This is a genomic window from Poritiphilus flavus (assembly GCF_009901585.1).
Taxonomy (GTDB): domain Bacteria; phylum Bacteroidota; class Bacteroidia; order Flavobacteriales; family Flavobacteriaceae; genus Poritiphilus; species Poritiphilus flavus.
Map to the genome: position 1 here is coordinate 245,258 of NZ_WXYO01000002.1, position 26,016 is coordinate 271,273.

Sequence of the window (26,016 nt, forward strand, 5' to 3'; positions counted from 1 at the left end):
CCTTATTATCTTTTAAGTGCAAAATGACCCTTTACTTCCCTTCCGTCCCTCAGGGAAATGCGGAACCAATAATCCGCTGCGGGAAGGGTCAAAGATGCGTTTCTTCCATTCCATCCTTCCCCATCAGGGCTGATCTGGGTAACCAGTGCGCCGTAGCGGTCGTATATAGTGATGAGGGTATTCTGCTGAAATAGCTCATCCGCGCCCGAGATCTGCCAAAAATCATTGACACCGTCCCCATTAGGTGTAAAAAACTTGGGATACCCTAAAACGCTAATATCTTTGGTGGTGATGCCACAACCGTTCTGATCACGAACATATAAGGTGTACAAACCGGGTTCAACCCGCTCAAAACTACTGGTAGATTGATAGCTTATCCCGTCCAAAGAGAACTCGTAAATGCCCAAACCGTCCGCAATTATGTCCACCGTATTGTTATCCGAGAAATCGCGAATTTCAATTTCTGTAATGCTTGCTTTATTAGAAGCCTCTACATAAAACGGGATCAGTTTTTCGCAAACCGTTCCGGTATCGCCACTACCATAAGATTTTCCAACGGATAAGATATAATCCCCGGGTGCGCTGATCTCAGCAAAAGCTGTTTCCGAAAGGCTGTTAATGGAAGTGCTATTAGCGGCGAACCAGCGATAGGTATCAAAACCCTCCGGTGCTACCAGGCGGATTGGGCTACCATCCGTGCAAACCAGATATTCCCGCTCAATATCTGCCTCGGGTATGGGGCTAACCAGCAGGGAAATGGTTTCTATGCCTACGCATTGACCATCTTTTTCCAAACTGGCATAAACCGTCCCGGCAGTAGCGGAATGGCTACTACCCAATTCATTTTCTCCAGTGGCAATATCCTCGAAACTTTCAAAAAATCTCACGGAGGTCTCGGGGTACTGCAAGGACAACTGTTGTAGGTCAAAAACTCCCGAAAGTATATCGTCACTGGAATCGGTATCGCAGGAATATACCGGCCCAAAGGAACTGGGAGCAACACTTACGGGGTAAATACTTAAGTCGATTTCTCCAAAGCTTTCACAGCCCAGAACATTTGTCGCCTTGTAGTATACGACCTGATTAAGTGGTACACTGTTTCTGTAGGTTTCCGGTGATGGGATAGGAATGTTGTTATTCCTGTCTGCCAGGCTTTCGTAAAAGGTGAATTCAGTGTCTGTATAACTGTTGGCTGCTTCCAGATTGATCTCAGTTATTCCATCCATCGTATCAGAAACATCAAAATCGCAGGCCTCCAGTGGTATAATTTCTGGGGGGATCGGCAGTACTTTTACAAATGCCTGCCCCCGAACCGGACATTCATCCGGATTCGCAGAAGTAACCGTTACTACATAATGGCCAGAGTCTTCATCAGTTACTTCCGGCAATATATACTCGTTTGCGGTTGTAGGCTCAAAAGCAACCCCATCTTTGGTCCAGAGATAAGTTGCACCAGGAAGGTCTATGGCCTCAAGGCCCAGTGGATCTCCATAGCAAAGTTCAATGAATTCGTCATCAGAATCAGAACCCTGTTGAACCAGGCTTTCACTCTGAAAAAAGGACTGTATAAAGGGCGGTAACCCCTGGTTGGCATCACCAATCAATTTAATGGCCGCGTGTTCGTAATTCGCCGCTGGTCCGATCTCATCCGGATTGTGAATTACCCCTAGAAATGGAGTTCCTACAAGATAACTACGGGCAATTGTCCTGTATATCTTTCCGTTAACACCTAATTGCAACGCACCCCGATATATCGGTTGCTTGTCCAGTACTACCATGGATTGCGGGATATCTTCTCCGTCCAGGTCGTACTGCAACAAAGAAGAACTGTGCCCGGTAGTGGCTAACGGATCATTCCTGTTTGTGGAATGAACGTATAAAAAACGGTTGTTCGGAGAGAATTCCAGGCCGTATGGGTATATATTTTCGTCCAGAATTGGGATGCGCTGTGGATTGGAAAGCTGGCCGGTTTCCGCATCAAAATCATACAAATGTAAACCGTCAAAGGCGTTAGCACTCGCAAGTCTGGTTCCGTCTGATGAAAGTTTTAGGTATCCCCTTGGATCAGTCACCGGAAATCCTGGAAAACTAGATTTTACGGAAAGCATATTAACCCCATCCTGGTTGATCTCAAAGGCGTGATAGGTATTGAAGGTATCGCCATTTCCGGTAGAAGAGGCAAAGGCCAGCAACCAGATTGAGCGTTCGTTGCAATCTTTGATCACCGCCGTTACCTTTTCCGAGCAATCGTTAAGAAGTCTTATGTTCTTTTGGACGATATCTCCCAGGCCATCTGCCAGACTCATATCCACAATGGAAAAATTCAACCCAAAGTCCGGATCCCCCTCACCAATGGAGGTGTCTACAGTGAATATATAGAAGATATCAGGATCGTCAGGTTTAGGAACAATAAGCGCAGATTGCGTGCTGGAAGGGTCCCCATAAAGCCCTGCACCGTTAGGCATTGTTCGATGTTCACGGTTGTACACCCGTATCCCATCCGTATAGAACAAAAGGTTCCCAAAAGTGTCAGAAATAGAAGCGCAACCCTCCAGTGTATTCAGGCTGCTTTGTTCCAAAGGAGTAACACTGCCATCGCCATTGAATTTTAATCCTGCACGGTTCCCAAAAAGCCAATTGGATGTTTCGCCCTGGGCGAACATAAGAACAGGACAGAGCAAGCCCATTAGAAAAATTGAGGCAATCTTTTTCATAGTGTTCCGTGAAACACTACAAGATACTACAAATCTCTCTTTTTAAGTAATGCGTACGATGAATAGATAAAAATAGCAGTCCAAGCAAGCACTATGACCAGTTCATACCAATGTACCTCGTAACTTTTGGTTACTTCCTCCCCGACGGTCTGAACGGCATTTTTGATGACAGAAAGTCGGGTAATCGGCTCTTCTATGGTATTCCACATGGACCCGAATGGGAAAAACTGGTATATACTGTCCGCGAGCTCCTTGGTTTTATTCGCGGCTATATAAACGTATGGGATAAATTCCGCTCCGATAAACCATATAAAGAGGAATCCCAGGGCAAAAGCCGATCGCTTTATCAGCATTCCCGCAAAAAAACAGAAGGAGAAAAACCCCAGTAATTTGACGAAGTAGGCGAGAAGGTACTCCAAATCCGAAAAGATAATAGAGACTTCATCATAAGAGGAATGCATTAATCCTAATATCATGGATATCAAGAAGATGAATACAGTGGAAATCAGGGAAAAGGCAACGATCGTCAGGAACTTAGAAAGTATAAACTCCTTTTTGCTCAGGCCGTCGATAAGGTTTTGCTTTATGGTTTTGTTACTGTATTCATTGGCGATCATGGACACAATGACTATGGCCAGAAATAGCTTGAGAAAAGCCGCCATAAAAGTATTGAAATGCCATATATAAGGAAAATTAAACAGGCCAATATCCGCCACATTGAACTTTAGCGGGCCGTAATCAATCTTTAAGCTGGACACAAATGCGATAAAGGTCATTAACCCGAAATATGCAAGGATCAGGAACCGACTCGATTTGTTGTTCCACAGCTTTATAAATTCTATGTGAAGTAAACGTATCATATTAGGCTTTGGCTGTTTGGTTGGGCTGGTTTTTGGTAAGGCTCAGGAATTGTTCTTCAAGGCTTTCCCTGCGTTTTACTAGATGCGATAGTACGAGTCCTTTTTCGAAAAGCTGGCTGTTTAAGGCTTTGGCGTCCATCTCTTCCTTTAAAAAGGCAGTAATAAGCCCGTTTTCCTGCTTTATTTGGCCGAAACCGCTATGTTTTTCAAGGAAATTCAGGAGTGCTTCGTTGTTATCGGCTTTTAATTCAAAGAAACCGTAGCTGGCCAGCATTCCATCTACCCTTCCGGAGTAGAGCTTTTCACCTTTTCTAAGGATCACCACATGGCTGCAAACCTTTTCTACCTCGTCCAGCAAATGAGAGGCCAGCAAAATGGTAGTCCCCTGTGAAGCTATCTTTTTAATGATCTGTCTGATTTGGTGTATACCTTGCGGATCCAGCCCGTTGGTGGGCTCGTCCAGGATAAGGATCTCAGGATCGTTAAGTAGGGCAGAGGCTATAGCCAATCGTTGTTTCATACCCAGGGAATAGGTTCTGAACTTGCTGTCTTTTCGCTCCCACAGCCCGACAAGTTCCAGCTTTTCCCGGATCTTTTCTGGCCCCACTTCCTTGATCTTGCATACCAGTTTTAGGTTCTGCTCGGCAGACATATACGGATAGAAGTTTGGCCTTTCAATGATTGCCCCTACTTTTTTAAGGGCATCGTGGGTTGAGGTGGTTCCATCGAACCAGGTAAATCCGCCATGGGTGGCGTTCACAACATTCAGTACGACTCCCAAAGTAGTGGATTTACCACTGCCATTAGGGCCTAAGATCCCATAAACATTGCCTTTCTCAATAGAAAATGTCAGATCCTTAACGGCTGTAAGATAGCCGAATTTCTTAGTGAGATTATTTACGCTGAGAATTGTTTCCAAGTGTCGGTTGTTTTTTGGTAGTGTTTCGTATAGTTGACGAAGAAATCGTTATTTTGTTACAAGGATTGGTAAATTTAAGCAAGGAAGTATGTCTGAAGAAAGATTGATGTCTAAAAAGAAGCCGGCCTATCCGGTCAGTGCTGATTTGGATTCTTACCTTGACGAGTACAATCGCAAGATAGAGATCCCGATTTTTTATGAGGACCTGCTGAGATTTGCCGGATCTGTAGTGGTCTACGACACTGCGGGAGAGGATACGCTTTGGGTGAGGGTATACTATTCCGATTCGGAGCGGCAAGAGATTGACCTTAGCCTGAAACAGGTGTATTCCATATTGCATTCTGATGGTAGTGATCGCATATTTCAATATTTGAACATAGATGCGGTAGACTACTGCACATTTGGGAACTCCAAACCTTTTCGTATTAAGGTACGTAACATACTGAACGATAATTTTACCTATTTCTATGTAAAAAGAACGGATGCCTCCCGAATATACGGGCTGGAACTGGAACATATGCTTTCTCCCTACAACCTGAACTTTCTGGTATATAAGGATACCTTGATCGAAGAGCATATCGCCGGGATACCCGGTGATGTTTTTATCAAGGAAATGCTGCCACATTGCAGTGAATCCGAGAAGGCGCAGCTGGCCAAGGAGTTTGTAAAGTTCAATGAACGTTGCATGATTAGGCTTCTGGGAGATATGAGGTCTTACAACTATGTTATTGTACCGGTACACGATTTTGATCATGTGGTCTATCGCATTCGCGCTATCGATTTTGACCAGCAGTGTTTTGAAGGCAAACTGAAGGTATACAGGCCACAATTCTTCAAGGAGAATTATCATATGGTAGAGTTGGTCCGGGGTAAATTACAGCGTAATTCGGTAGATCAGTACAAAATAGAGGAGCGGTCTATTGTTGCCAAACGGATCATCAGCTCCGGTACGCGGATCAATCGCCTTGTTATGATTTGTAAAAAGGATAATATTTCACTACCTGAACATATAGCCATGCTGGGTAAGCAGATCTACGAGCTTACCCTGGATGCCAATTTTAAGAGAAGTGAGACCATGGGTGAACTTCTTGCCCTGGCCCTTGATTTTGTAAAGCGGAATTACCAGGATGTCAGTATGAAACAGATCATTGAAAAACGTATTGATCTGGATTGAGTGGCTGAAGCTGTAAAATTGAGGAATTGAGGAATTGAGGAATTGAGGAATTGGATCGTTAGACGGTTAGATTTTTGGACTATTAGACTATTGGAAGGTTGGATTATTAGACAGATGGATGGTTGGACGGTTAGATGGTTAGACGGCTGGACGGTTAGATGTTTGGATGGTTAGATGTTCACTTGAATTGTTTCGTTCGTACACTTAGAATCTAATATCGTACATCACATATCGTACATCGTATATTCGCCTTACGCTTTGCGCTATAAGCTGTACGCCCACCATCAACTCTTTGCCCTTCGTAGCCTTGGCGAAGAAGGGATCAACCATCAACGATACCGGAGAGAACTGTTCACTCCCCATAGCTATCGGGACTGTTCACTGATTACTGATTACTGATTACTGTTTACTGCCAACTGCCAACTGCCAACTGAAACCGGGGTTCCTAACCCCACCCCAATATCAAGTTAACGTATACCACTGCATTTTGAAAGCAGAAAGACGATTAGGCAATTTGATGATTTGATGATTTGGGGATTTGCTAATGTGGAAAGGCAAAATTGTAAAGTTGAGGAATTGAGGAATTGAGGAATTGTGAATTTCTTCGCTAAACGCTAAACGCTAACTGTCCACTGCAAACCACCAAATGGCAACTGAATTAAGTAGTTCTCGACTTCGCTCGAACAGACAGAATACTGACTACTGTTCACTGATTACTGTTTACTGCCCACTGCCTACTGAAAACCTACCCCTTCTGTTCTTTGTTGAAATAAACCAGGTAATAGTACATCTGACGTTCTTCGTCCCAGCCTTTTTCCACAAACTTCTCTGCAGACTCCGGGTTAATGAAGTCCATTTTGATCTGGATGTTCGTGTCCAATTGGATCACATTCTTGATCTTTTTCCGGGTATCTGAAACAGCCTTGTTTGCGATGTCAAAATTTGAGACATCCTCAATACTGTATTTTGGTCCCTTTTCAACCTTGTAGTGCTTGAACTCCGGGATAAGTTCAGGATTTTCCATCACCTCATTGAGAAAAGCGGTTTCTTCAAAGGCATCATTCTTGGCAAAGTGATTGACTGCACGATTCATAAACAGCACTTCCTGCTGCTTATCTTCGGCTGGCAAAACCACGTCCTTGGCAAAATTCTGGCAGAATTTCAGATAGTTCTTGGTATAAAAGTTTTCATCCGTAAGCGGAACAACTCCCAGGAATTGCTCCAGCCAATATTTGGTGTCATAGCGGTTACTATCCACGGAAAGTACCTTATAGCCATCCTCTTTGCCGGTATTGAAGATGAGGCAACCTTTGTCCAGTTTGTTGATATTAACACCTTGTTGGACTAGGATATCCAGGCTTTCCTGCTCTTCTCTGAATTGCAGGAAATCATACTTTAATTCACTTTTGAATATTCCTATCGCATCGGTTTTTTCGGAATCAATGATTACATCGGTAAGGTGTGCAACGTATAATTCCCCGCTTTTGATATGTGGGTGCATCGATTGTTCATACAGGTGGGTTCCCAACTTTTTGGAAATGAGATGCAGCCTGGAGGGGTCCTCAAAAACTTCGGCAACCTGCCTATAAACTTCATTGAACTCCAGATCTGCTTCGTGGTCCAGACGAAAATAGTTTTCCTCTTTTTCACGAAAGGGGCGCAAAAAGTACTCTTTTAGCAAACCGGCTGTTTCATCATCCGGGGAATATGGCTGTTGGGACAGGAAAAGGGCTTCCCCTTTACTCTTGTTGCCCACCCTGTGTATTGAGATACTTTCAATTTGAGTGGCATATAGGTTGATCATGGAAATCTGCTGATTTTTGAATTATTACAGTTGCTAATTAAGGGTTGATGAACGATTGAACATTCGAATTTACCATACTGCCGGAATCTAATTCCAGTTCTCATCAAAGTCCAGGTCGTCATAGTTATCCAGGGTGTCATTGAAGTCGAAAGACGGATCCGATTCAAACTTTTTCTCCGGTGGTGCATCGGGGAGTTCGCCGAAACTGAAGAGAATATTCGGATACGATCTTCCATCCTCTTTTTTAACAATATCCGCCAACTCCACAAAAAAGGTCCACATACTCAGAAAATCATAGACGTAGATCAGTTTGGGACTGGCCTCCGTAAGTACATCCTCCAAAAAAGTTTCGTTCATCAGGCGCACATCACCGCTGTCACTCATATCGAACAAGGCGATCTCCTCATCCTGGTTCCAACGGTCATCGCAGGTATAAAAGGAAGCCATTTCATTTCCTAGAAACCCGAACGCCTGGGTTATGGCATTGTGAAAATCCTCAAGGGTATCTCCGGAACTAATTTCTATATCCCTGAAAATATCCTCTTGAGCATCCAGTATGATCCTGATCTTATAAACCATCAACACCTTTTTTAAGTGCAAAGGCAAAGTTACAAAGTTTTCAGACTTTTATTTGCTTTTCGGGTTTCCAGTACCAAATATATCTGCACTCCAAATAGTAAAGAAGCCAGTATGAGATGAAGCGGCTGTGTACCGAAAGGAAAGTCCATATAATTCATGGCCACCCCGGTGATCACTTCAACCAGTATCAATACCAAGACCCAGTTGATAGGGGATAAGCCAAGCTTAAGTTTGTATATCCTGAAGGCTATGTAGGTATTCAGCAGCACGACCAATATCGAAAAGGACCGATGGATATAAAATTGAATTTGCGGTTCTGCAAGCCAAAGTTGTTTGGCCTGCTCACCGACAAGGTCTATTTGCTCATCTACGAATTGCCTTACCTGGGTTCCCAGTACCACCTGAATCAGGGTAAATCCAAGTGCCAGCCATAGTAAATTAGCCGTTAGCTTGTCGAATTTCACAATTTCCGGACGTTTTCCGGTTTCATGAATGAGATAGATCAAAAAAGCCACAATTATCAGGGCCATGACCATGTGCATGGTAATCTTAACAGGTTCGAGTACGGAGTAAACTACGGTTGCACCAAGCCAGGCTTGAAATCCCATACCAAATACCACCAACCAGGAAAGCAAGGTGATTTTTTTTACGGATTTCCAGTAGCGGAAAGAAAACAAGGCCAGTGCCAAGGTCGCCAGGCCTGCTAGCGCTCCTAAAAGTCGGTTTATGTATTCTATCCAGGTGTGGGCCGCGTTGAAAGCGGCATAATCATGTCTGGTATACTCCTCCCAATTACCGTCAGAATAAGAATCCGTGGTTGTGAAATCTTCAACGGCCACCCATAAAGCCTCATTTTTGATGATTACCTGACCCTTTTTGTATGATTTTTGGGCCCGCCATTCCAGTTCCCCGGAAGTTGTGGGCGGGATGTAATATCCAAAGCATTTTGGCCAATCCGGACAGCCCATTCCACTACCCGTCATTCGTACTACAGCGCCAGCGGCTATTACCAGATAAACAAGGATCAACGAAATTTTGGCCAGACGGTGATAAGTCAACTTCATTTGCGATTCTCAAGCAATTGCAAAATTACTACTCTTTCGTGAAATGAAATACCAAAATCTAACTGTTCTTTACAGTCAGACCCATTTCCCGGCCTTTGGACAGTAGAAGTTTTTTAGCGGCCTCATAGTCGTTAGGAATGTCGCCTTCCAGAATAGCTTCTTTAATTGCTTCTTTCAGGATACCGATCTCTCGCGAGGGTTTTAGATCAAAGGTGGCCATGATCTCTTCTCCACTGATCGGAGGTTGGAAATTCCTTATGTGATCGCGCTCTTCCACCTCAATGATCTTTTGGCGGACAAGCTGAAAGTTGTTTTTATAGCGCCTTTGTTTTTTGGGGTTTTTGGTTGTGATATCCGCCTCACACAGCGTCATCAGGTCATCTACGTGGTCTCCGGCATCAAATACGAGGCGACGGATCGCTGAGTCTGTTACGTAGTCTTCTGAAAGGATCACGGGACGAGAACTCATCGCCACCATTTTTTGTACGAACTTCATTTTGTCGTTCAGTGGCATATGTAGCCTTTTAAAAAGCTTGTACACCATTTTGGCGCCTACAAATTCATGAGCATGGAAGGTCCATCCTATCTTTTTGTCATACCGCTTGGTTGGTGCCTTTCCAATATCGTGCAGCAAGGCGGCCCACCTTAGCCAGATATTATCCGTCGTCTTCGCGATATTATCCACTACCTCCAGCGTATGCCAAAAATTGTCCTTGTGTTTTTGACCTTCCACTTCCTCAATGCCCTCCAGAGCCACGAGTTCCGGTAAAATATACTGTAATAGCTCTGTCTTATGTAACAATGCAAATCCCCTGGAAGGTTTTTCACTGCCCAGGATCTTGTGCAATTCTTCTACAATACGTTCCTTGGAGATTATCTTTATTCGTTCACGGTAGGCGGTAATGGCTTTCAGAGACTCAAGATCAATCGTAAAGTCCAATTGGGTCGAAAATCTGATAGCTCTAAGCATCCTCAAAGGATCATCGGAATAAGTGATCCCGGGCTCCAGAGGAGTCTTTATGATCTTGTTCTTTAAGTCAGAGATCCCATTGAAAGGATCCAACAGATCTCCAAAATCCGAACCGTTTAGAGAAAAGGCAAGGGCGTTGATGGTAAAATCCCTGCGTTTCTGATCATCCTCCAGGGATCCGTCTTCTACTATAGGTTTTCTGCTGTTCCTTTGATAGCTCTCCTTGCGTGCGCCCACAAATTCGATTTCCAGCCCTTTGTGCCTTATCATGGCGGTCCCGAAATTCTTGAAGACTGAGATCTTGGGTTTTCCCGGTAAATGTTCAGCAAGTTTTTTGGCCAATTGAATCCCACTTCCTACGGTCACTATATCAATATCCTTTGGAGTACCCCTTTTTAACAGGTAGTCCCGGACAAAGCCGCCAATGACATAGGATTCCAAAGACAATGCTTCTGAAGCTTCTCTTATCTCATTAAAAATTGGATCCTGCAGCGCTTCCTTGTAGTTTGTTCGGCTCATTTTATTCCCTGATCACCTTCACTGTACCGTCATTGCTGAGCTTGATAATGGAGGACGGTTTGCTTTTGGTCAAATTGCGCTCCAAATTTACGACATAGTCCACACCTTTTAAAATCGGACCGCTGATCTCGGAAAATGACTTTGGAGTGGGCTGTCCTGCGAGATTTGCCGATGTGGATACAATAGGTTTTTTAAAAGCGGAGATCAGGTATTGGCAGAATTTGTCACTGGCAATGCGGATTGCCAGGGTATTATCTTCCGCAATGAGGTTAGAAGCTACACCTTTAGGTTGGTCATAAACAATGGTCGTGGGCTTAGACGAAAGGTCTATAATATCATATGCTGCTTCCGGTACCTTTTCCACATGCCGTTCCAGCATAGCGTCGTTGGAAACCAGGCAGATCAGGGCTTTGGAATCCGGCCTTTGCTTTAGCTCATATATCTTTTTTACCGCTTCTGCGTTAGACGCATCACAACCTATGCCCCATACAGTGTCCGTAGGATAGAGGATTAGGCCTCCACCGGAAAGAATTTCAAGGCAATTTTTTAATTCTGTTTGGAAGTTCCCCTCCATTATTTCTTGTATTTCAACTTTTCGCGTTGTACTTCTTCGATATCCAGAATATCCTTTTGCTTATAATTCAGGGCTTTATGGGTTGCCCTCAGATCCCGGCATAACTTGCGAAGCCCCATGGGTTCCAGAGAAGCCGCGTGGTCTGTCCCTTTCCATGTCCGGTCCAGGGTAAAGTGACGTTCAATGATATGAGCCCCAAGGGTGTAGGCGGCAACATCAACAGCAATCCCCAGGTGATGGCCGGAAAAACCAATGCTCTTTACCCGGTTTTGGTATTTTTCTTTGAGTTTCAGGATATCAAGCAAACAGATATCTTCAAATGGAACGGGGTAACCCGAAGTACAATTGTATACCACAAGATCCTGGTTGCGACCCCTTTCTTCGAAAAAGTCGACCAGGGAATCAATTTCATCCTTAGTGGTCATTCCTGTAGAGATATGGAGTTCTCCCTGGTAGTTATCGCACAACCAACCCAGCATTTCGAAATTGTTGTTACAGGCAGACGGGATTTTTATAAAATCCGGCTGAATACTCGAAATCTCTTTGGCAGAGGTAGTTTCCCAAACCGAAGTAGAATAGGTAATACCTACCTCTTCGCAATACGCCTTAAGTTCCCGGTGTTGGTCTACATCAAATTCAAGGAATTCCCTATGCGCCCCGTAGGTGTTGCCATAGGCGTTGATAGGATTTGGGTGAGGTGCGTTGTATTGTTCCTCAGTAAGCAATTCACGGTTATGCCTTTTCTGGAACTTTACAGCATTGGCGTTACCAAATATCTTAGCCATATTGATCAGCTCTTTGGCAATTTTCATATCGCCTTTATGATTGCAACCAATCTCAGCAATTATATAGGGTTCTTTATAGGTCATTAAATCTAAGGTTATAGTTCATAATAAATTCGGTCGCTTCTCTAATAGCACCCTGGGCCGAGCTGCTCTTTAGTACCAGATCCGCATGGTAAGACACCATCCTGGTGGCATTAGCCGGGCTAATGGACCATCCTACCCTGAGCATATTGGCAAGATCATTTACATCATCTCCCATATACGCAATCTCTCCCGGGCTGAGCTTATGTTCCTTGCAGAAGTTCTCCAAAAAAGCATACTTGTCTTTTACGCCAAGAAATACGTGTTCTATCTTAAGTTTTTTCATTCTGCTCGCAACGACCTGGGAGTTTTCTGAGGTCATAACGATGACCTGTACTCCATGCTGGCGTATAATCTCCAGACCCATCCCATCACGAATATCAAAGACCTTAGAAAGTTCTCCATCGGCGCTGTAAGTTACCTGACCATCTGTGAATACCCCGTCTACATCCAGAACCAAATGGGTGATCCGCTCTAGTTTTTTACTCGATTTAAAACTGGAGATGATAAGTTGTTCTACCAGCTGCCAATCCGTTTCCGAATCAATTTCAACCAGGGTGTTCTCCGGCATTTCGATAGTGCCGATCTTGCCGCTTAAACGGTTTTTTGAGCTTGTAAGAGCTGATTTTGTCGTACAATACACCGCCCCGTTTTCCATAAGAAGCCCCTCGAAATCTTGTCGCCTGGGCCTGTTTTTATAGTCGTAATTCAGGCTTTTACCGTCTTCAGACCAGATAAATCGATGCGTTCGTACAACACTTAGCACTGCATCGAGGTCCTTGTTCTGCAGCATGTCCAGGGCAGCGTTTATATCGGATCTACGGGTTAAGGGTGAGGTCGCCTGGAGCATGCAAAAGACATCAAAATCCACCCTGGAAGTTTCACAGAATTCCAGAATGGCGTCTTCAGTTGAAGCAGTATCCGAGGCGTTCTCGGCAGATCGCTTTATGCAGGAAACTTTGGATGACCAGGAGTAGTTTGCATTGACATAGGCCATGATATCCTCATCGTCCGTAAAAATAAAAACCTGGTCCAGATCGGAGAACAAGGCTTCGGACAGAACCCAACTGAATAGCGGACGCCCCAGCAACTTTTTCTTATTCTTACCGGGTATCCCCTTGGAGTTCTTTCGAAGGGGTATAAAACCTATAGCTTTAGACATACTTTCTTTTTATTGATTCAACGCTAAGGTTCCTCAACCATATTTTTAATGAGATCGCGCGTCGCTTTGACCGTAAATTTATCCAAATATTCCTTACCCAGAAAATGGCGTTTCTTCACGATCTCCAGATTAGATAGGGCCGTGGAAAAGAGCGTATATCCGCTTTCAAAGAAGAATCCTTCTCTAAGCCCGAGAATTTCAATAGGAAATAGTGCTGGTAACACGGTTATTTGCCTAAAGTGCTCTTTGTAATCGGTTAATTCTCTGGGATGGGTCTTTAGGATGATGTTCATTTCCTTTGGAATACCTTCTATAACGGAGCGGTATATGCCAATTTTGGTCGCTTCATCTTTTACCACCTTGTCTTCCGATATGGGCTGAGTCAGGACCAGGGCGTTTTTGTCTCCTTCTATTTTAAAATCGCTTTCCGGGATAAAGATCTCGAATAGCTCCTGCTTGATCTGTGCATCGAGCTTGGCGACTTCTTTCTTAATATTTAGCTCAATGGCCTTATTTCTTATGCCTGGAGGTAATCTGTCGGGGAATTGGGCATAAATGGTTTCTACCTGCTTGTCAAAACCTCCTCCTATGGGGGTTTTGGTGACGTACGATTTGACGAATTGCTCGAACGAGGTATGCCGCTGGCTGTAGGTTCTTGCTCCATCCTCTATCATATTTATGGGTTTTCCCGCAAATTCATACAAAAAATAGCTTTTACTGGAGTCTGTATCACAGAGATAGAGATCTGACTGATCAATGAAGTTTTTTTCCTGCAACAAAGCCGGATGCCTGGCTTCCAGATAGGGGATAAGCGTTTTTTTTCTCCTCAGGGAATAGTTGAATTTTCCCAGTGCCGCAACATGGTCCCGCCGCTCTGAAATTATATACACGGCGCGAAAATACTTCCGGGTTAGTCGAGGAATAAGCAGTTCTATCATGGGAGTACTCTCTACCAGGAAGAGTATATTTTCACCAACATTTTTAGGGGCGTAACCACTGGCTCTAATGATGTGAAGGAGCGAAAGGTAGATGTGATAAATGGTTGAACCTACATAGGTACGTCGCATATAAAAATCCGGAATTTTATTGGAGATGGTATGCAAAAAACTACATTTGCAAAAGTAGCAAAATTAGAAAACTTTAATGAGCAGCTTAAGTGTTGTCGTTAGCACATATAATAAACCGGAGTGGTTGGAGAAGGTACTCTGGGGCTTTCAGTGTCAGACCTATAAGGATTTTGAGCTGATAGTCGCGGACGATGGTTCCGGACCCGAGACCAGGGATCTCATTAATGCCATGAAGGAAAAGGTGTCTTATGACCTTATACATGTATGGCAGGAGGATGATGGCTTTCAGAAATGCAGGATCCTTAACAAAGCGATCGTTGCGAGCAATACCGATTATATTGTTATGACCGATGGGGATTGCATTCCCCGTGAGGATTTCGTTCAGGTACATTATATCAACAAAGAACCCGGATATTTTATTTCCGGTGGCTATTATATGTTGCCGATGAACATTTCCAACATAATTACGCTTGAGGATATTGAAAAGCAAAACTGTTTCAATATTCAGTGGCTGAAAGAGAAAGGCATCCCCAAAACCTTTAAGAACACTAAGCTTACCGCCAGAGGTTTTATTTCCACCTTTTTCAACACCTTCACGCCCACCAATGCCAGCTGGAATGGCCACAATTCTTCCGGTTGGAAAAAGGATATATTAAACGTTAATGGTTTTGACGAACGCATGCAATACGGGGGCGAAGACAGGGAATTCGGAGAGCGCCTAATCAATTTTGGGGTGAAATCCAAGCAATTGCGGTACAGCGCCGTATGTGTTCACCTGGATCACGAACGCGGATATAAAACACCTGAGGCTATTGCTAAAAATATGGTGATCAGAAAAGAGGTAAGGCAGAAAAAGAGCGTATGGACCTATTATGGCATTACTAAGTAGTAAGCCAGCTCGTTTTTCTTTTCCAGTTTTTTGAGTTCACGGTAGCGCTCTAAATCGCTAAGGGCGTTGAGATAACAGATGGTTACACCCTTTTTACCGTCCAGAATACCTAACCTTAAAATATAGTGATTGAAAAACTTCCAAAACGGTTTAAAGACCAGGGAGGCGAAATTGAACCTTCTTTCCCTATAAAAATCTTCTTTGGCCTTTAGCCTGCCGTATTTGAGCATTTTTTTCTTGTAATCCTCAAAGCTTTTATAGCAGAAATGCGTTAGTTTTTCCTTTAAGATACCGGATTTTCCATCTACTACCAGAGTTTCATGAACTATCTTCTTGTCGGAGAACTGGGCTTTGCTCTTACGGAATAAGCGGTAATTTTTGTCTGTTTGCCATCCGCTGAAATGAAGTGGCTCATTCTGAAACATAAATTTTCTGTAGAACCAGTAGGCCACGCAGTCGGTTTTGCTGTTTACAGTGGCTAAAATTTCCTCTCTTAATTTATGCGATACTACTTCGTCCGCATCCAGGAAAAGCACCCAATCATAGGTAGCCTGTTTCAGGGCGAAAGATTTTTGAAGTGTAAAATTCGAAAAAGGATGTTGGATAACTTTAACCTTTGGATGGATCTGAAGGTATTCATAGGTTCCGTCCGTGCTGTAGGAATCTACAACGATAATTTCGTCGGCAAAAGAGACAGATTCAATACATTTTTCAATATAACCTATTTCGTTATAGGTAATAATGAGCGCCGATATTTTTTCCTTAGGGTTGCTCATAAACTGGTTATAAGTAGGGCGGTTCGGTTAACTTCAACAAAGTTATAACTAAAAAAAATTCAAAAAAGTATATGCAACTATATTTTTCTTACAAAGTTATACAGCCACGTCATATTCCCTCAGAGCGTTGTTCAGAGAGGTCTTCTTGTCCGTACTCTCTTTTCTTGTACCAATAATCAGGGCACAAGGCACTTGAAACTCACCTGCCGGAAACTCTTTTGAGTAACTACCTGGTATAACAACTGAACGTGCAGGAACCCTACCTTTGTATTCCATTGGGGTATCGGAAGTCACGTCTATGATCTTGGTAGAAGCCGTTAAAACAACGTTGGCTCCAAGAACTGCTTCCCTTTCTACCCGAACACCTTCAACAACTATGCAGCGGCTTCCAATAAAGGCATTGTCTTCTATGATCACAGGGGCAGCTTGAAGGGGTTCCAGTACGCCGCCAATTCCTACTCCTCCACTGAGATGCACATGTTTCCCGATCTGGGCGCAACTGCCTACCGTGGCCCAGGTATCTACCATGGTACCTTCGTCTACATAGGCTCCTATATTCACATAACTAGGCATAAGGATGGTCCCCGGCGAAATATACGCCCCATGGCGGGCAACCGCGTGAGGTACCACACGTATACCCTTGGTTTTATAATCTCTTTTTAAGGGTATTTTGTCGTGATACTCAAATATGCCTACTTCATGAGTTTCCATTTTTTGGATAGGAAAGTACATGACCACAGCCTTTTTGACCCATTCGTTGATTTGCCACTCATCGCCGGCAGGTTCCGCGCAGCGAAGTGTTCCTTCATCTATCAGATCGATTACTTTTCTGATGTCTTCCTGTACGGTTTTCTCTTTCAGCAAATCGCGATTTTCCCATGCCTTTTCAATGGTTTCTCTTAATTGGGTCATGCCGTTTTCTTAAATTATCGACAAATATAAGCCGAAGCATTGTAATTCAGTTGTCGAAACCTCAGTTATAACAATTTATCCGTTATTTTTGCAAAAATTTTTGAATTTGGCAAGAATCCTGGCTCTGGATTATGGAAGTAAAAGAACCGGTATAGCGGTTACAGATGAGTTACAGCTGATAGCTTCAGGTCTGACTACCGTGCCGACCTCAGATCTCATGGAATTTCTAACGGATTATCTCGCTGAAGAGAAAGTGGAGAAACTCGTCGTGGGTGAACCCAAACAAATGGATAATTCGGTTTCGGAATCTGAGGAAATGATCCTGGGTTTTATAGAAAAATGGACAAAAACCTTTCCGGCAGTACCGGTGGAGCGCCAGGATGAAAGATTTACGTCTAAATTAGCCGTTGCCAGCATGGTAGAACAAGGCATCAAAAAGAAACGTCGCAGGGAGAAGGACCTGGTTGATGAAATAAGTGCCGTACTGATTTTACAGGCATACTTAAACAGAATAAAGAAATGACATTACCTATAGTTGCTTATGGTGATCCGGTTTTGAGAAAGGTCGGAAAAGACATTCCCAAAGATTACCCGAAATTGAAGGAATTAATTGCCAATATGTGGGAGACCATGTATAAGGCCAGCGGCGTGGGTCTGGCTGCGCCCCAGGTAGGACTTCCCATCCGTCTTTTTTTGGTCGACACATCCCCTTTTGCGGATGATGAAGACTTAACGCCTGAGGAACAAGAGCTTTTAAAAAACTTTAAAAGGGTTTTTATAAATGCCAAAATGGGAGAGGAGACCGGGGATAACTGGACTTTCAATGAAGGCTGTTTAAGCATTCCGGATATCCGTGAGGACGTCAGCCGAAAAGATACCATCACCATTACTTACCAGGACGAGAAGTTTAACACCTTTACCGAAACCTATGATGGACTGCTTGCCAGAGTGATACAGCACGAGTATGATCATATTGAAGGGATCTTGTTCACCGATAAGCTTTCTTCTTTAAAAAAGAGATTGCTCAAAGGAAAGCTCTCCAATATTTCCAAAGGAAAGATCAATGTTGATTACAGAATGCGCTTTCCGGCCTTGAAAAAAGGACGTTAAACAGAATTATAATTCTTTAGAAAAGTTTCATCTTTGCCCTGAATACGATTAAGAAATGAGTTTAGAAAAAATACTATCAATAGGCGGTAAGCCTGGACTTTTTAAATTGTTAACACAAACCAGAACAGGTTTTGTCGCGGAGTCTTTACTCAACGGAAAAAAAATAACCGTCGGCATCAATAACAACGTAAGTGTCCTTTCGGAGATCGCCATATATACCCTGGATGAAGAACTACCGCTTAGGGAGGTCTTTCAAAAAATAAAAGAGAAGGAAAAAGGGAGTAAAACTTCCGTTGGGCATAAGGAAGACAAACTCAAACTTGAGGAATACTTTTTTGAAATACTTCCGAATTACGATGAAGACCGGGTGTATCCAAGCGATATCAAGAAAGTGATCCAGTGGTACAATATTCTACATGACCAGGGCATAACTGAATTTCAGGAAAGTTCAGATGAAGAAGCCTCCGACGAGGAAGAATAGACTTCATTTTGGCAATACTGGAGAACCTGGCCTTTGGTTAGGTTTTTTTTATGATTTCGGAGCATATTTATTGGCTATATTTAGCAAATTTAACTTAAACTAAGCCAACTATGAACCGATCCGCAATCGCCTTTATCCTGATTATTTTCACACCCTTTTTAGTAAGCTCTCAAGCAGAAGAGAAGGCTAAAGACAGCACAAAAAAGGCTACTAAGGAATTACCTCTTGAACCGGAACGTTCCATTGCCTTTAACACGGATACTGGTACCTGGATCTCCCTGGATGTAAGCCCGGACGGACAGACCATAGTCTTTGATCTTATGGGGGATATCTATTCTCTGCCGATCAGTGGGGGTAAGGCTACTCCAATCACCACAGGAATGGCCTATGATGTACATCCCCGGTACAGCCCGGACGGTAAATCGCTGGTCTTTATTTCGGATAAAAGCGGATCGGATAATATATGGACTATAGATCTGGAAACCAAAGAGGATAAACAGATCAGCAAGAACAAAAAACACAATTTCTTCTCCGCGGATTGGACTCCGGACGGCGATTTCATCGTTGGCGTAAAAGGAAGGCGAAACATCAAGCCACAGATCTACCACAAGGACGGTGGTTCCGGGAGTCAACTGGTCAAAGAACCGAAAGATATCAAGTTAATTGATCCAGCCTTCAGCCCTGATGGCAAATTATTGTATTTCTCTCAGCGCAGGCGGGCGTGGAATTACAATGCCCAATTACCTCAGTATCAGTTGGGGACTTACGACATGGAAGATGGGGATATGGCGGTTATCAGTTCCAGGTATGGCTCAGCATTTACGCCCACTCCTTCTCCTGATGGTAACTGGCTGGTTTACGGCACTCGATTTGAGGATGAAACCGGATTGATACTAAGAAATCTGAAAACCGGTAAGGAACGATGGCTGGCGTATCCTGTACAAAGGGATGAACAGGAATCCATTGCTCCTCTGGGAGTGCTTCCTGGCATGTCTTTTACTCCGGATAGTAAGAACCTGGTAACCTCCTACGGCGGAAAGATCTATTCAATTTCCCTTGAGACAGGCGCGGCCACGGAGATCCCATTCAATGCGGATGTCAATCTTGACCTCGGTCCCCGATTGAAATTCGACTATCCCATAGAAGATACCGAAGAAGCCCTGGTGACCCAAATCAGGGATGCGGTACCTTCCCCGGATGGTAACAAACTGGCTTTTACCGCCCTAAACAGGCTGTATGTTATGGATTTACCCAATGGGACCCCAAGTAGATTAACTAATAATGATTTTACCGAGGCTCAGCCGGCCTGGTCGCCTGACGGTAATTTTCTTGTCTACACTACCTGGAAAAAAGGCGGAGGGCATTTGTATAAGGTGAACCTTGAGGGCAGGCGAAGAACGGTGCAGCTTACCAGGGAACCGGGGTTGTACACTAGTCCTTCATGGTCTTATAAAAGTAATCGTATAGCATTTCACAGGGCGACCGCCCAGGTGTACGACGATGCTATTGGGCCTTTCACAAGACGTGCGCAGGAAGACCTGGTCTGGATTTCCTCCAATGGCGGGGCCACCAATTTCATCGATAAAACCAAAGGAAGAAGCAATCCACACTTCACCAAAATTGACGACCGTATCTATTTGAGCAACGGCAGAAAGGGTTTGTTGTCCATTCGCTGGGACGGAACGGACCAGAAAGAACACCTGATTTTGAAGGGTATTGAAACCTATGGTTCGCAGGATATATTTGGGAAAGACCATTCCCATGACCATTCGCATTCATTGCTGCCATCCGCAGACAGCGGACAGGAACCTAACGACAAATCTTCCAGGCCTTCGGAGATCAGGATCTCACCAGACGGAAAGACCGCTCTGGCTCAAATCAATAATGATATGTTTACCGTAAGGATCCCCCGTTATGGAAAAACTCCTACGATTTCGGTTGCAAGTCCGGATAAGGCTTCTTTTCCGGCGATGAAACTTACCATCATGGGAGGCGAATTTCCAGCATGGTCTTCAGACAGTAAAAAGGTACACTGGTCTTTGGGAGCAAGTCATTTTCGATATGATCTTGAGGAGGGACGAAAGTTCAAGGATAGCCTGGCAGAGGCCAAGAAGAAGGAAAAAGAATTAAAGGAAACTGAAAAGAAATCCGATTCCACCAAAACGGATAAGAAGGAAGACAAAGACAAAAAAGATCCAAAATTCGAGGCGGATGAATTTAAGATCAAGGTAACCTTTAAGAAGGATACCCCCAAAGGTACCTTACTGTTGAAAGGTGGCCGGATCATCAGTATGAAAGGGGACGAAATTATTGAGAATGGGGATTTGCTTATAGAAAACAACAGGATCAAGGCCATAGGACCAAGTGGCAGCTTTAGTGTCCCTGAGAACACTACAACCATAGATGTTTCGGGTAAAACTCTGGCACCTGGCTTTATAGATACTCACGCCCATATGTGGCCCAACTGGGGGATTCACAAGAACCAGATTTGGATGTATTCCGCTAACCTTGCCTATGGGGTGACTACCACTAGAGACCCGCAGACCGCCACTACTGATGTGCTTACATATGCCGACATGGTCGATGCAGGGATATTGCACGGGCCAAGGGTTTATAGTACAGGCCCGGGTGTCGGGTTCTGGAGGTATAAGATCAATAGTCTCGACCACGCGAGGGAAGTGCTGAAACAATACAGTGAGTACTACAACACCAAAAGTATAAAGATGTACCTGGTAGGAAACAGGCAGCAAAGGCAATGGATCATCATGGCTGCGAAAGAGTTAAAGCTGATGCCCACAACAGAAGGCGGACTGGATTACAAACTCAACATGACCCAATTACTGGACGGATATCCCGGACATGAGCACGCCCTTCCGATTTACCCGATCTATAAAGATGTGGTAAAGAGTATAGCCGACTCAAAAATGACAGTTACACCAACGCTTTTAGTGGCTTACGGGGGTCCATGGGCTGAGAATTATTATTATTCCCGCGAGGATGTTTGGGGAGATAAAAAGATACAGTACTTCACTCCTTATGAAGAATTAGCAAGCAAATCCAGAAGACGGCCGGGATGGTTCATGGACGAAGAACACGTTTTCAAAAAACATGCGGTCTTTATGAAAGATTTGGTTGAAGCAGGAGGGTTGGCCGGAGTTGGCAGTCATGGACAGCTTCAGGGATTGGGTTATCATTGGGAGTTGTGGTCTGTTGCGAGTGCGGATATGACCAATCACGATGCTCTGAAAGTAGCTACCATCCACGGGGCGGAAGCTCTGGGCCTTGAAAAGGACCTGGGATCGCTGGAAGTAGGAAAACTGGCCGATATTGTTATCATGGGGCAAAACCCTTTGGATAACCTCCGAAACACAAATACGTTGACGCATGTGGTCAAGAACGGACGGGTTTATAATGCGGATAATTTGGATGAGGTTTGGCCTGAGGAGCAAAAGGCGGATACTTTTTATTGGCAAACCCAGAGGCCTGAAGGATTACCGGGGGTTAAAAAGTGAGCAGTTGGCAGCCCTCCTTCGCTAAAGCTTCGAAGGATGAGATCAGTGAGCAGTTGACAGTTTGAAATGTCAGGTCGAGCGCAGTCGAGACCTAGTTAGGACAGTTGGCAGTTTCCAGTTGGCAGTTTCCAGTTGGCAGTTTCCAGTTTCCAGTTGGCATTATTGTCAGTTCGAGCGTCCACCCGCCCGCCCGCTCCGGTACGGATGGGGCCAAGACGTTCGGACGGGCAGTCGAGAACTATGTAAGACCGCAAGCTCTATACATCGCTCAATCGCCAAATCTACGGAGGACAATTTCAGTTGGCAGATGACAGTGGGCAGTTGACAGTTTGAAATGTCAGGTCGAGCGGAGTCGAGACCTCGTTAGGGCAGTGGGCAGTGAACAGTCCTCCTTCGCTAAAGTTACTGAGGATGAATTCAGTGGGCAGTCAATTTTACAGTTCCTCAATTTCACATTTCCACATTTCCACATTTTCAAATTAATAACCCTCTTTCTGCTTTTAAAATGCAGTGGCGGCGACTAACTTGATGTTGGGGTGGGGTTAGGAACCCCGGTTTCAGTAGGCAGTCCGCAGTTCGCAGTTGGCAGTCTACCTTTACTATGTTTCGGAAGGTAAATGGGCGGAGCTCAAGGCAAGATATGCGAAGTTAGAAGTAGGATTGATGAAGAAGAAATTACAGTTCATGTTTCTGACAAATCATCTAAACGAATAAACAAATCAACGAATCAGCGATTGGCAGCCCTCCTTCGCCAAAGCTTCGGCGGATAAATCCAGTGAACAGTAAACAGTCCCGATAGCTATCGGGAGTGAGCAGTTCTCTCCGGTATCGTTGATGGTTGATCCCTTCTTCGCCAAGGCTACGAAGGGCAAAGAGTTGATGGTCTGCGTACAGCGTATAGCGCAAAGCGTAAGACGAATATACGATGTACGATATGGGATATTAGATATACGATATTCGTTCTTAAACGTATTTTGCAAATAATTCAAGAATTCGTCTAAACATCCAACCATCTTACTATCTAGCAATCTAACCGTCCAACTGTCTAACCATCTAACCATCCAGCCGTCTAACCATCTAACTATCCAACCTTCTAACTATCCATCAGTCCAACCATCTAACAGTCCAACCATCTAATCGTCCAACAGTCCAATTCCTCGATTCCTCAATTTCACGCTTTTACGATTCTTCAAATTTTCAAACCTCCCCATTAAACTTAAACTTGTACTTAAGCTTACGCTTGAAATATGATCAGTCCTTTAATTCCTTGATAATCCTGGATAAACTTTCACTTTCAACCCCCAGGCTATTAAGCATTTCGTAGTACTTTAATGCCTCCTTGAAGTCCCCCGTCAAAAGATTAAGATCCGCTTTAAGCGATACCAGTTCAATGGATCCCGGGTAGTGTTTTTCATACTGGCTAAGGATAAACCGGGCATAGTCCCATTCTTTAGTGACCATTTGCTCCCTGGCGAAGCGTTGATACTGGGATTCCGGTACTTTCAACTCATATCCAAACCTTTCGGATAATTTCTTATAGTGCTCCTCAACCAGGAAGATCTCATCCAATTCCGGGAACTGTTCCAGATTGAACCCTTCATAGATAAATTTAAGACCGTGGATAAAACCTTCTATGGTAATACTTTCATGACTGCTATCCTCCAGTTTTTCGAACTTAAATCTAAGTCCTGATTCCTGGTCCTGAAGTATATGAGCGTATTTTTTAGTACTGATTGCGGTATATCCTCCTTCGTTACCCACAGCCACATAAATGGATTCAGGAATGGGAGCGTTTTGTTCGTAATAAGCATCTGCTTTCTTCACTTGTTGCTCACCGTTTCTGCCCAGGCTGGGGCTTAGCGCGATATATGCCTGAAACCGCTCAGGTTCCTCCATAGTAGTGTACACTGTAAATAATCCACCGAAAGAATGTCCGGCAAGAATGCTATAAGGATGCGTGCGGTAGTTTTGCTTCACCCAGGGTTGCAGTTCCTGCGTTAAAAAATCCAGGAACTTTTTTCCACCTCCAAAGCGGGCGGGATTGTCGTTCTTCCCTGCTGGTGTAAGATCCCGATTCCTGTTGTTGTTTACGACCCCAATCAACAGTATTCCAGGGATCTCCCCGGCGGCCGTCAGTTTATCCAGGAGCGCTGCAACGTATTTGAAATTCCATTCCGCGTCCAGCAGATACATGACATGATACGTAACCTGTCCTTCGGCATAACCGTCAGGCGTGAAAACGGCAATTTTCCTTTCCTCATTCAGGATCTCAGATTCGATCGTATATAATTTCCCCGCCTTGATAATAGCCTCCTGTGCGAAAGCAGTCAGCTGGGCGGAAGCGAAAATTAAAATGAGAATTATTCTTAGTAAATGCAGTTTTCCGAATAAGTACATGAGAATCGGTATGTGGCTACATTTACTAAGATAGTAAAGATCAATCTTTCATGATCTCCTTATAGGTGTATTTACTCTCTTTCCAGTCAATTCTTGGGGAGGGATAATACTTTACATTCATCCTATCCAGGAAAGGCGCCTGGTTCGCAAGTCTCACTTTGTAGTTTTCCCAGTCGCGGTTTTCCTCTGTGCTCCAGCTTAATTCGGAATAACCAATAACCCTGGGGAAAGCAAGGTATTCCAATTCCTCTATATTGCTGATGGTCTCAGACCACAATGGAGCCTCAACACCCAGGATCTGTTCCCTTGGAATACCCTTCGCATAACTTTCCGGGGTCCATATGTATGCCGTATCAACCGGGATATACGCAGCCCAATGCAGTCCGAACTTCGAGAGTGTATCGTATTGCATATCCAGGTAGGCCTTTTTAGCGGGTGAAAGGATCACCTGCATTCCTTTTTCAATGGCCTTTTCAGCATTTTCTTCGCTGGCCCAGAATTGAGAAATGGAAGTGCTGTCAATATCTGCGGTAGCCACCTCGTCCCAACCAATCATTCGCTTGCCGTATTTCTGAACGATCTTTTCCACCCTGTTTACGAAATAGATATAATCATTCTTTTTGGTTACATGGCTTTCATCCCCACCGATATGAAAATAGGGCCCTGGACTTATTTCTGTTATTTCACGCACCACGTCGTCTATAAAAGCATAGACGGTATCCTTACGGGTGTCGAATGTGCTAAAACCAACTTTGGTGCCTTCATAAAGTTTAGGGGTCTTTCCATTCCCGTTCAGGAAGGGGTAGGAAACCGATGCCGCATTGGTATGCCCGGGCATGTCAACCTCCGGAACGATAGTCATATAATGGTCCGCAGCATATGCTACAATTTCCTTGTAGTCTTCCTGGGTAAAAAAGCCTCCAGCCTCACCGCCAACCTCAGTACTTCCGCCGACTTCGGTGAGTTTAGGCCAGGATTTGATCTCTATACGCCAACCCTGATCATCCGTAAGATGCAGGTGGAGGTGATTGATCTTGTAATAGGCCAGCAGATCGATGTATTTTTTTACATCAGCTACACTGAAAAAATGCCTTGCTACATCCAGCATAGACCCTCGATATTCAAAATTGGGCTTATCGGTAATTTTCCCTGAGGGGACCGGCCAGATGGGTCTCTCAGCGAGGGTATCATTGCTAACCTCAGGTATGATCTGCCTGAGAGTTTGAATGCCTCGGAAAGCTGCTTCCGCAGTCGGAGCATTGATAATGATGGAATCATTTGTGATATTGAGCTCATAGGCCTCCGTGGCTTCGGCATCGGGTCCCTCAGCCTGGTTGATGTAAATCACCCCATTTACTTCCCCTGGATCAGCCGCGTTCACTGGTATCACAAGTCCTGTCTTCCCTTTGATCTTTTCGGAAAGAAAGCTACCCACTTTCTCAAATCCTGTCTGCTCGGCAGAGGTATAGATTGCGGTGAACTGGTCCAGGCCAAAGGCTGAGTTAGTCGGTACTACCTCTAAAGGCATAGGGATCATATCTGCCGAGGCCAGGTCAGTAGGAGGGAAGTTGATTTGCTCCTTTACTTTGGTCTGACAACCGATCAGCATTGCAGATCCTACAAAAACTACTAGAGCGTGTACGAGCACATTATTTTTCATGTTAGAT

Annotated in this window: 22 protein-coding genes; 6 read left to right on the top strand and 16 right to left on the bottom strand. The window is 44.2% G+C overall.

The features are described 5' to 3' along the window. Window positions 1-5: 5 nt before the first annotated feature. From GTQ38_RS04570 to GTQ38_RS04580, 3 genes are read right to left on the bottom strand one after another with little or no spacing between them, the layout of a single operon-like run. Complete coding sequence (locus tag GTQ38_RS04570; protein WP_161434302.1) at window positions 6-2,714, bottom strand: T9SS type B sorting domain-containing protein; 2,709 nt, start codon at window positions 2,712-2,714, stop codon at window positions 6-8. 26 nt (window positions 2,715-2,740) lie between these two features. Continuing rightward, entirely contained in the window at window positions 2,741-3,574 is an 834-nt protein-coding gene (locus GTQ38_RS04575) for an ABC transporter permease (RefSeq protein WP_161434303.1), read from the bottom strand. Between the two features lies 1 nt (window position 3,575). Beyond that, on the bottom strand, window positions 3,576-4,493 hold the full coding sequence (locus GTQ38_RS04580; protein ID WP_161434304.1) for an ABC transporter ATP-binding protein: 918 nt from the start codon (window positions 4,491-4,493) through the stop codon (window positions 3,576-3,578). A gap of 88 nt (window positions 4,494-4,581) precedes the next feature. Here GTQ38_RS04580 and GTQ38_RS04585 point away from each other — a divergent pair, with 88 nt between their 5' ends. Continuing rightward, a complete protein-coding gene (locus tag GTQ38_RS04585; protein WP_161434305.1) occupies window positions 4,582-5,667 on the top strand; it encodes a hypothetical protein in 1,086 nt (361 codons plus the stop codon). A 204-nt stretch (window positions 5,668-5,871) separates the two neighbouring features. Here the strand turns inward: GTQ38_RS04585 and GTQ38_RS04590 are convergent, their stop codons facing one another. The 9 genes from GTQ38_RS04590 to GTQ38_RS04630 all read right to left on the bottom strand — a co-directional run bounded on the left by GTQ38_RS04590 (window position 5,872) and on the right by GTQ38_RS04630 (window position 14,272). Further along, a complete protein-coding gene (locus GTQ38_RS04590) occupies window positions 5,872-6,030 on the bottom strand; it encodes a hypothetical protein (protein WP_161434306.1) in 159 nt (52 codons plus the stop codon). Window positions 6,031-6,412: 382 nt separating this feature from the next. After that, window positions 6,413-7,471: a nucleoid-associated protein gene (locus GTQ38_RS04595; protein ID WP_161434307.1), complete on the bottom strand. Its 1,059-nt coding sequence runs from the start codon at window positions 7,469-7,471 to the stop codon at window positions 6,413-6,415. An 87-nt stretch (window positions 7,472-7,558) separates the two neighbouring features. Next, window positions 7,559-8,050 carry a plasmid pRiA4b ORF-3 family protein gene (locus tag GTQ38_RS04600; RefSeq protein WP_161434308.1) on the bottom strand — a complete coding sequence of 164 codons (492 nt, stop codon included), beginning with the start codon at window positions 8,048-8,050 and terminating at the stop codon, window positions 7,559-7,561. A gap of 29 nt (window positions 8,051-8,079) precedes the next feature. Beyond that, complete coding sequence (locus tag GTQ38_RS04605) at window positions 8,080-9,114, bottom strand: COX15/CtaA family protein (protein WP_161434309.1); 1,035 nt, start codon at window positions 9,112-9,114, stop codon at window positions 8,080-8,082. A 58-nt stretch (window positions 9,115-9,172) separates the two neighbouring features. Continuing rightward, window positions 9,173-10,603: a CCA tRNA nucleotidyltransferase gene (locus tag GTQ38_RS04610; RefSeq protein WP_161434310.1), complete on the bottom strand. Its 1,431-nt coding sequence runs from the start codon at window positions 10,601-10,603 to the stop codon at window positions 9,173-9,175. Window position 10,604: 1 nt separating this feature from the next. Further along, entirely contained in the window at window positions 10,605-11,177 is a 573-nt protein-coding gene (locus GTQ38_RS04615; protein WP_161434311.1) for an L-threonylcarbamoyladenylate synthase, read from the bottom strand. Further along, on the bottom strand, window positions 11,177-12,046 hold the full coding sequence (locus tag GTQ38_RS04620; RefSeq protein WP_161434312.1) for an N-acetylneuraminate synthase family protein: 870 nt from the start codon (window positions 12,044-12,046) through the stop codon (window positions 11,177-11,179). Before GTQ38_RS04620 ends, GTQ38_RS04615 begins: the two co-directional genes overlap by 1 nt. After that, window positions 12,036-13,205: an acylneuraminate cytidylyltransferase gene (locus GTQ38_RS04625; RefSeq protein ID WP_161434313.1), complete on the bottom strand. Its 1,170-nt coding sequence runs from the start codon at window positions 13,203-13,205 to the stop codon at window positions 12,036-12,038. Before GTQ38_RS04625 ends, GTQ38_RS04620 begins: the two co-directional genes overlap by 11 nt. Before the next feature lie 23 nt (window positions 13,206-13,228). Continuing rightward, a complete protein-coding gene (locus GTQ38_RS04630) occupies window positions 13,229-14,272 on the bottom strand; it encodes a glycosyltransferase family 52 (RefSeq protein ID WP_161434314.1) in 1,044 nt (347 codons plus the stop codon). Between the two features lie 76 nt (window positions 14,273-14,348). Between GTQ38_RS04630 and GTQ38_RS04635 the strand changes: the two genes are divergently transcribed. Next, window positions 14,349-15,161 carry a glycosyltransferase family 2 protein gene (locus GTQ38_RS04635; protein WP_161434315.1) on the top strand — a complete coding sequence of 271 codons (813 nt, stop codon included), beginning with the start codon at window positions 14,349-14,351 and terminating at the stop codon, window positions 15,159-15,161. Here GTQ38_RS04635 and GTQ38_RS04640 read toward each other — a convergent pair. Continuing rightward, complete coding sequence (locus GTQ38_RS04640; RefSeq protein ID WP_161434316.1) at window positions 15,143-15,937, bottom strand: glycosyltransferase family 2 protein; 795 nt, start codon at window positions 15,935-15,937, stop codon at window positions 15,143-15,145. The genes GTQ38_RS04635 and GTQ38_RS04640 overlap by 19 nt on opposite strands. A gap of 96 nt (window positions 15,938-16,033) precedes the next feature. After that, a complete protein-coding gene (locus tag GTQ38_RS04645; RefSeq protein ID WP_161434317.1) occupies window positions 16,034-16,849 on the bottom strand; it encodes a 2,3,4,5-tetrahydropyridine-2,6-dicarboxylate N-succinyltransferase in 816 nt (271 codons plus the stop codon). 106 nt (window positions 16,850-16,955) lie between these two features. Between GTQ38_RS04645 and ruvX the strand changes: the two genes are divergently transcribed. From ruvX to GTQ38_RS04665, 4 genes are all read left to right on the top strand, one after another. Beyond that, the gene (gene ruvX, locus GTQ38_RS04650; protein ID WP_161434318.1) at window positions 16,956-17,372 is read left to right on the top strand and encodes a Holliday junction resolvase RuvX; all 417 of its coding nucleotides are present in this window, start codon (window positions 16,956-16,958) and stop codon (window positions 17,370-17,372) included. After that, window positions 17,369-17,959, top strand: a complete 591-nt coding sequence (def, locus tag GTQ38_RS04655) for a peptide deformylase (protein WP_161434319.1) — start codon at window positions 17,369-17,371, stop codon at window positions 17,957-17,959. The genes ruvX and def overlap by 4 nt, the downstream gene beginning before the upstream one ends. 55 nt (window positions 17,960-18,014) lie before the next feature. Continuing rightward, window positions 18,015-18,440: a DUF5606 family protein gene (locus GTQ38_RS04660; RefSeq protein ID WP_161434320.1), complete on the top strand. Its 426-nt coding sequence runs from the start codon at window positions 18,015-18,017 to the stop codon at window positions 18,438-18,440. Window positions 18,441-18,550: 110 nt separating this feature from the next. Further along, window positions 18,551-21,952, top strand: a complete 3,402-nt coding sequence (locus GTQ38_RS04665; RefSeq protein WP_161434321.1) for an amidohydrolase family protein — start codon at window positions 18,551-18,553, stop codon at window positions 21,950-21,952. Between the two features lie 1,251 nt (window positions 21,953-23,203). Here the strand turns inward: GTQ38_RS04665 and GTQ38_RS04670 are convergent. After that, the gene (locus GTQ38_RS04670; RefSeq protein ID WP_161434322.1) at window positions 23,204-24,349 is read right to left on the bottom strand and encodes an alpha/beta hydrolase; all 1,146 of its coding nucleotides are present in this window, start codon (window positions 24,347-24,349) and stop codon (window positions 23,204-23,206) included. Window positions 24,350-24,389: 40 nt separating this feature from the next. Continuing rightward, window positions 24,390-26,009 carry a family 20 glycosylhydrolase gene (locus GTQ38_RS04675; RefSeq protein WP_161434323.1) on the bottom strand — a complete coding sequence of 540 codons (1,620 nt, stop codon included), beginning with the start codon at window positions 26,007-26,009 and terminating at the stop codon, window positions 24,390-24,392. Window positions 26,010-26,016 lie beyond the last annotated feature (7 nt).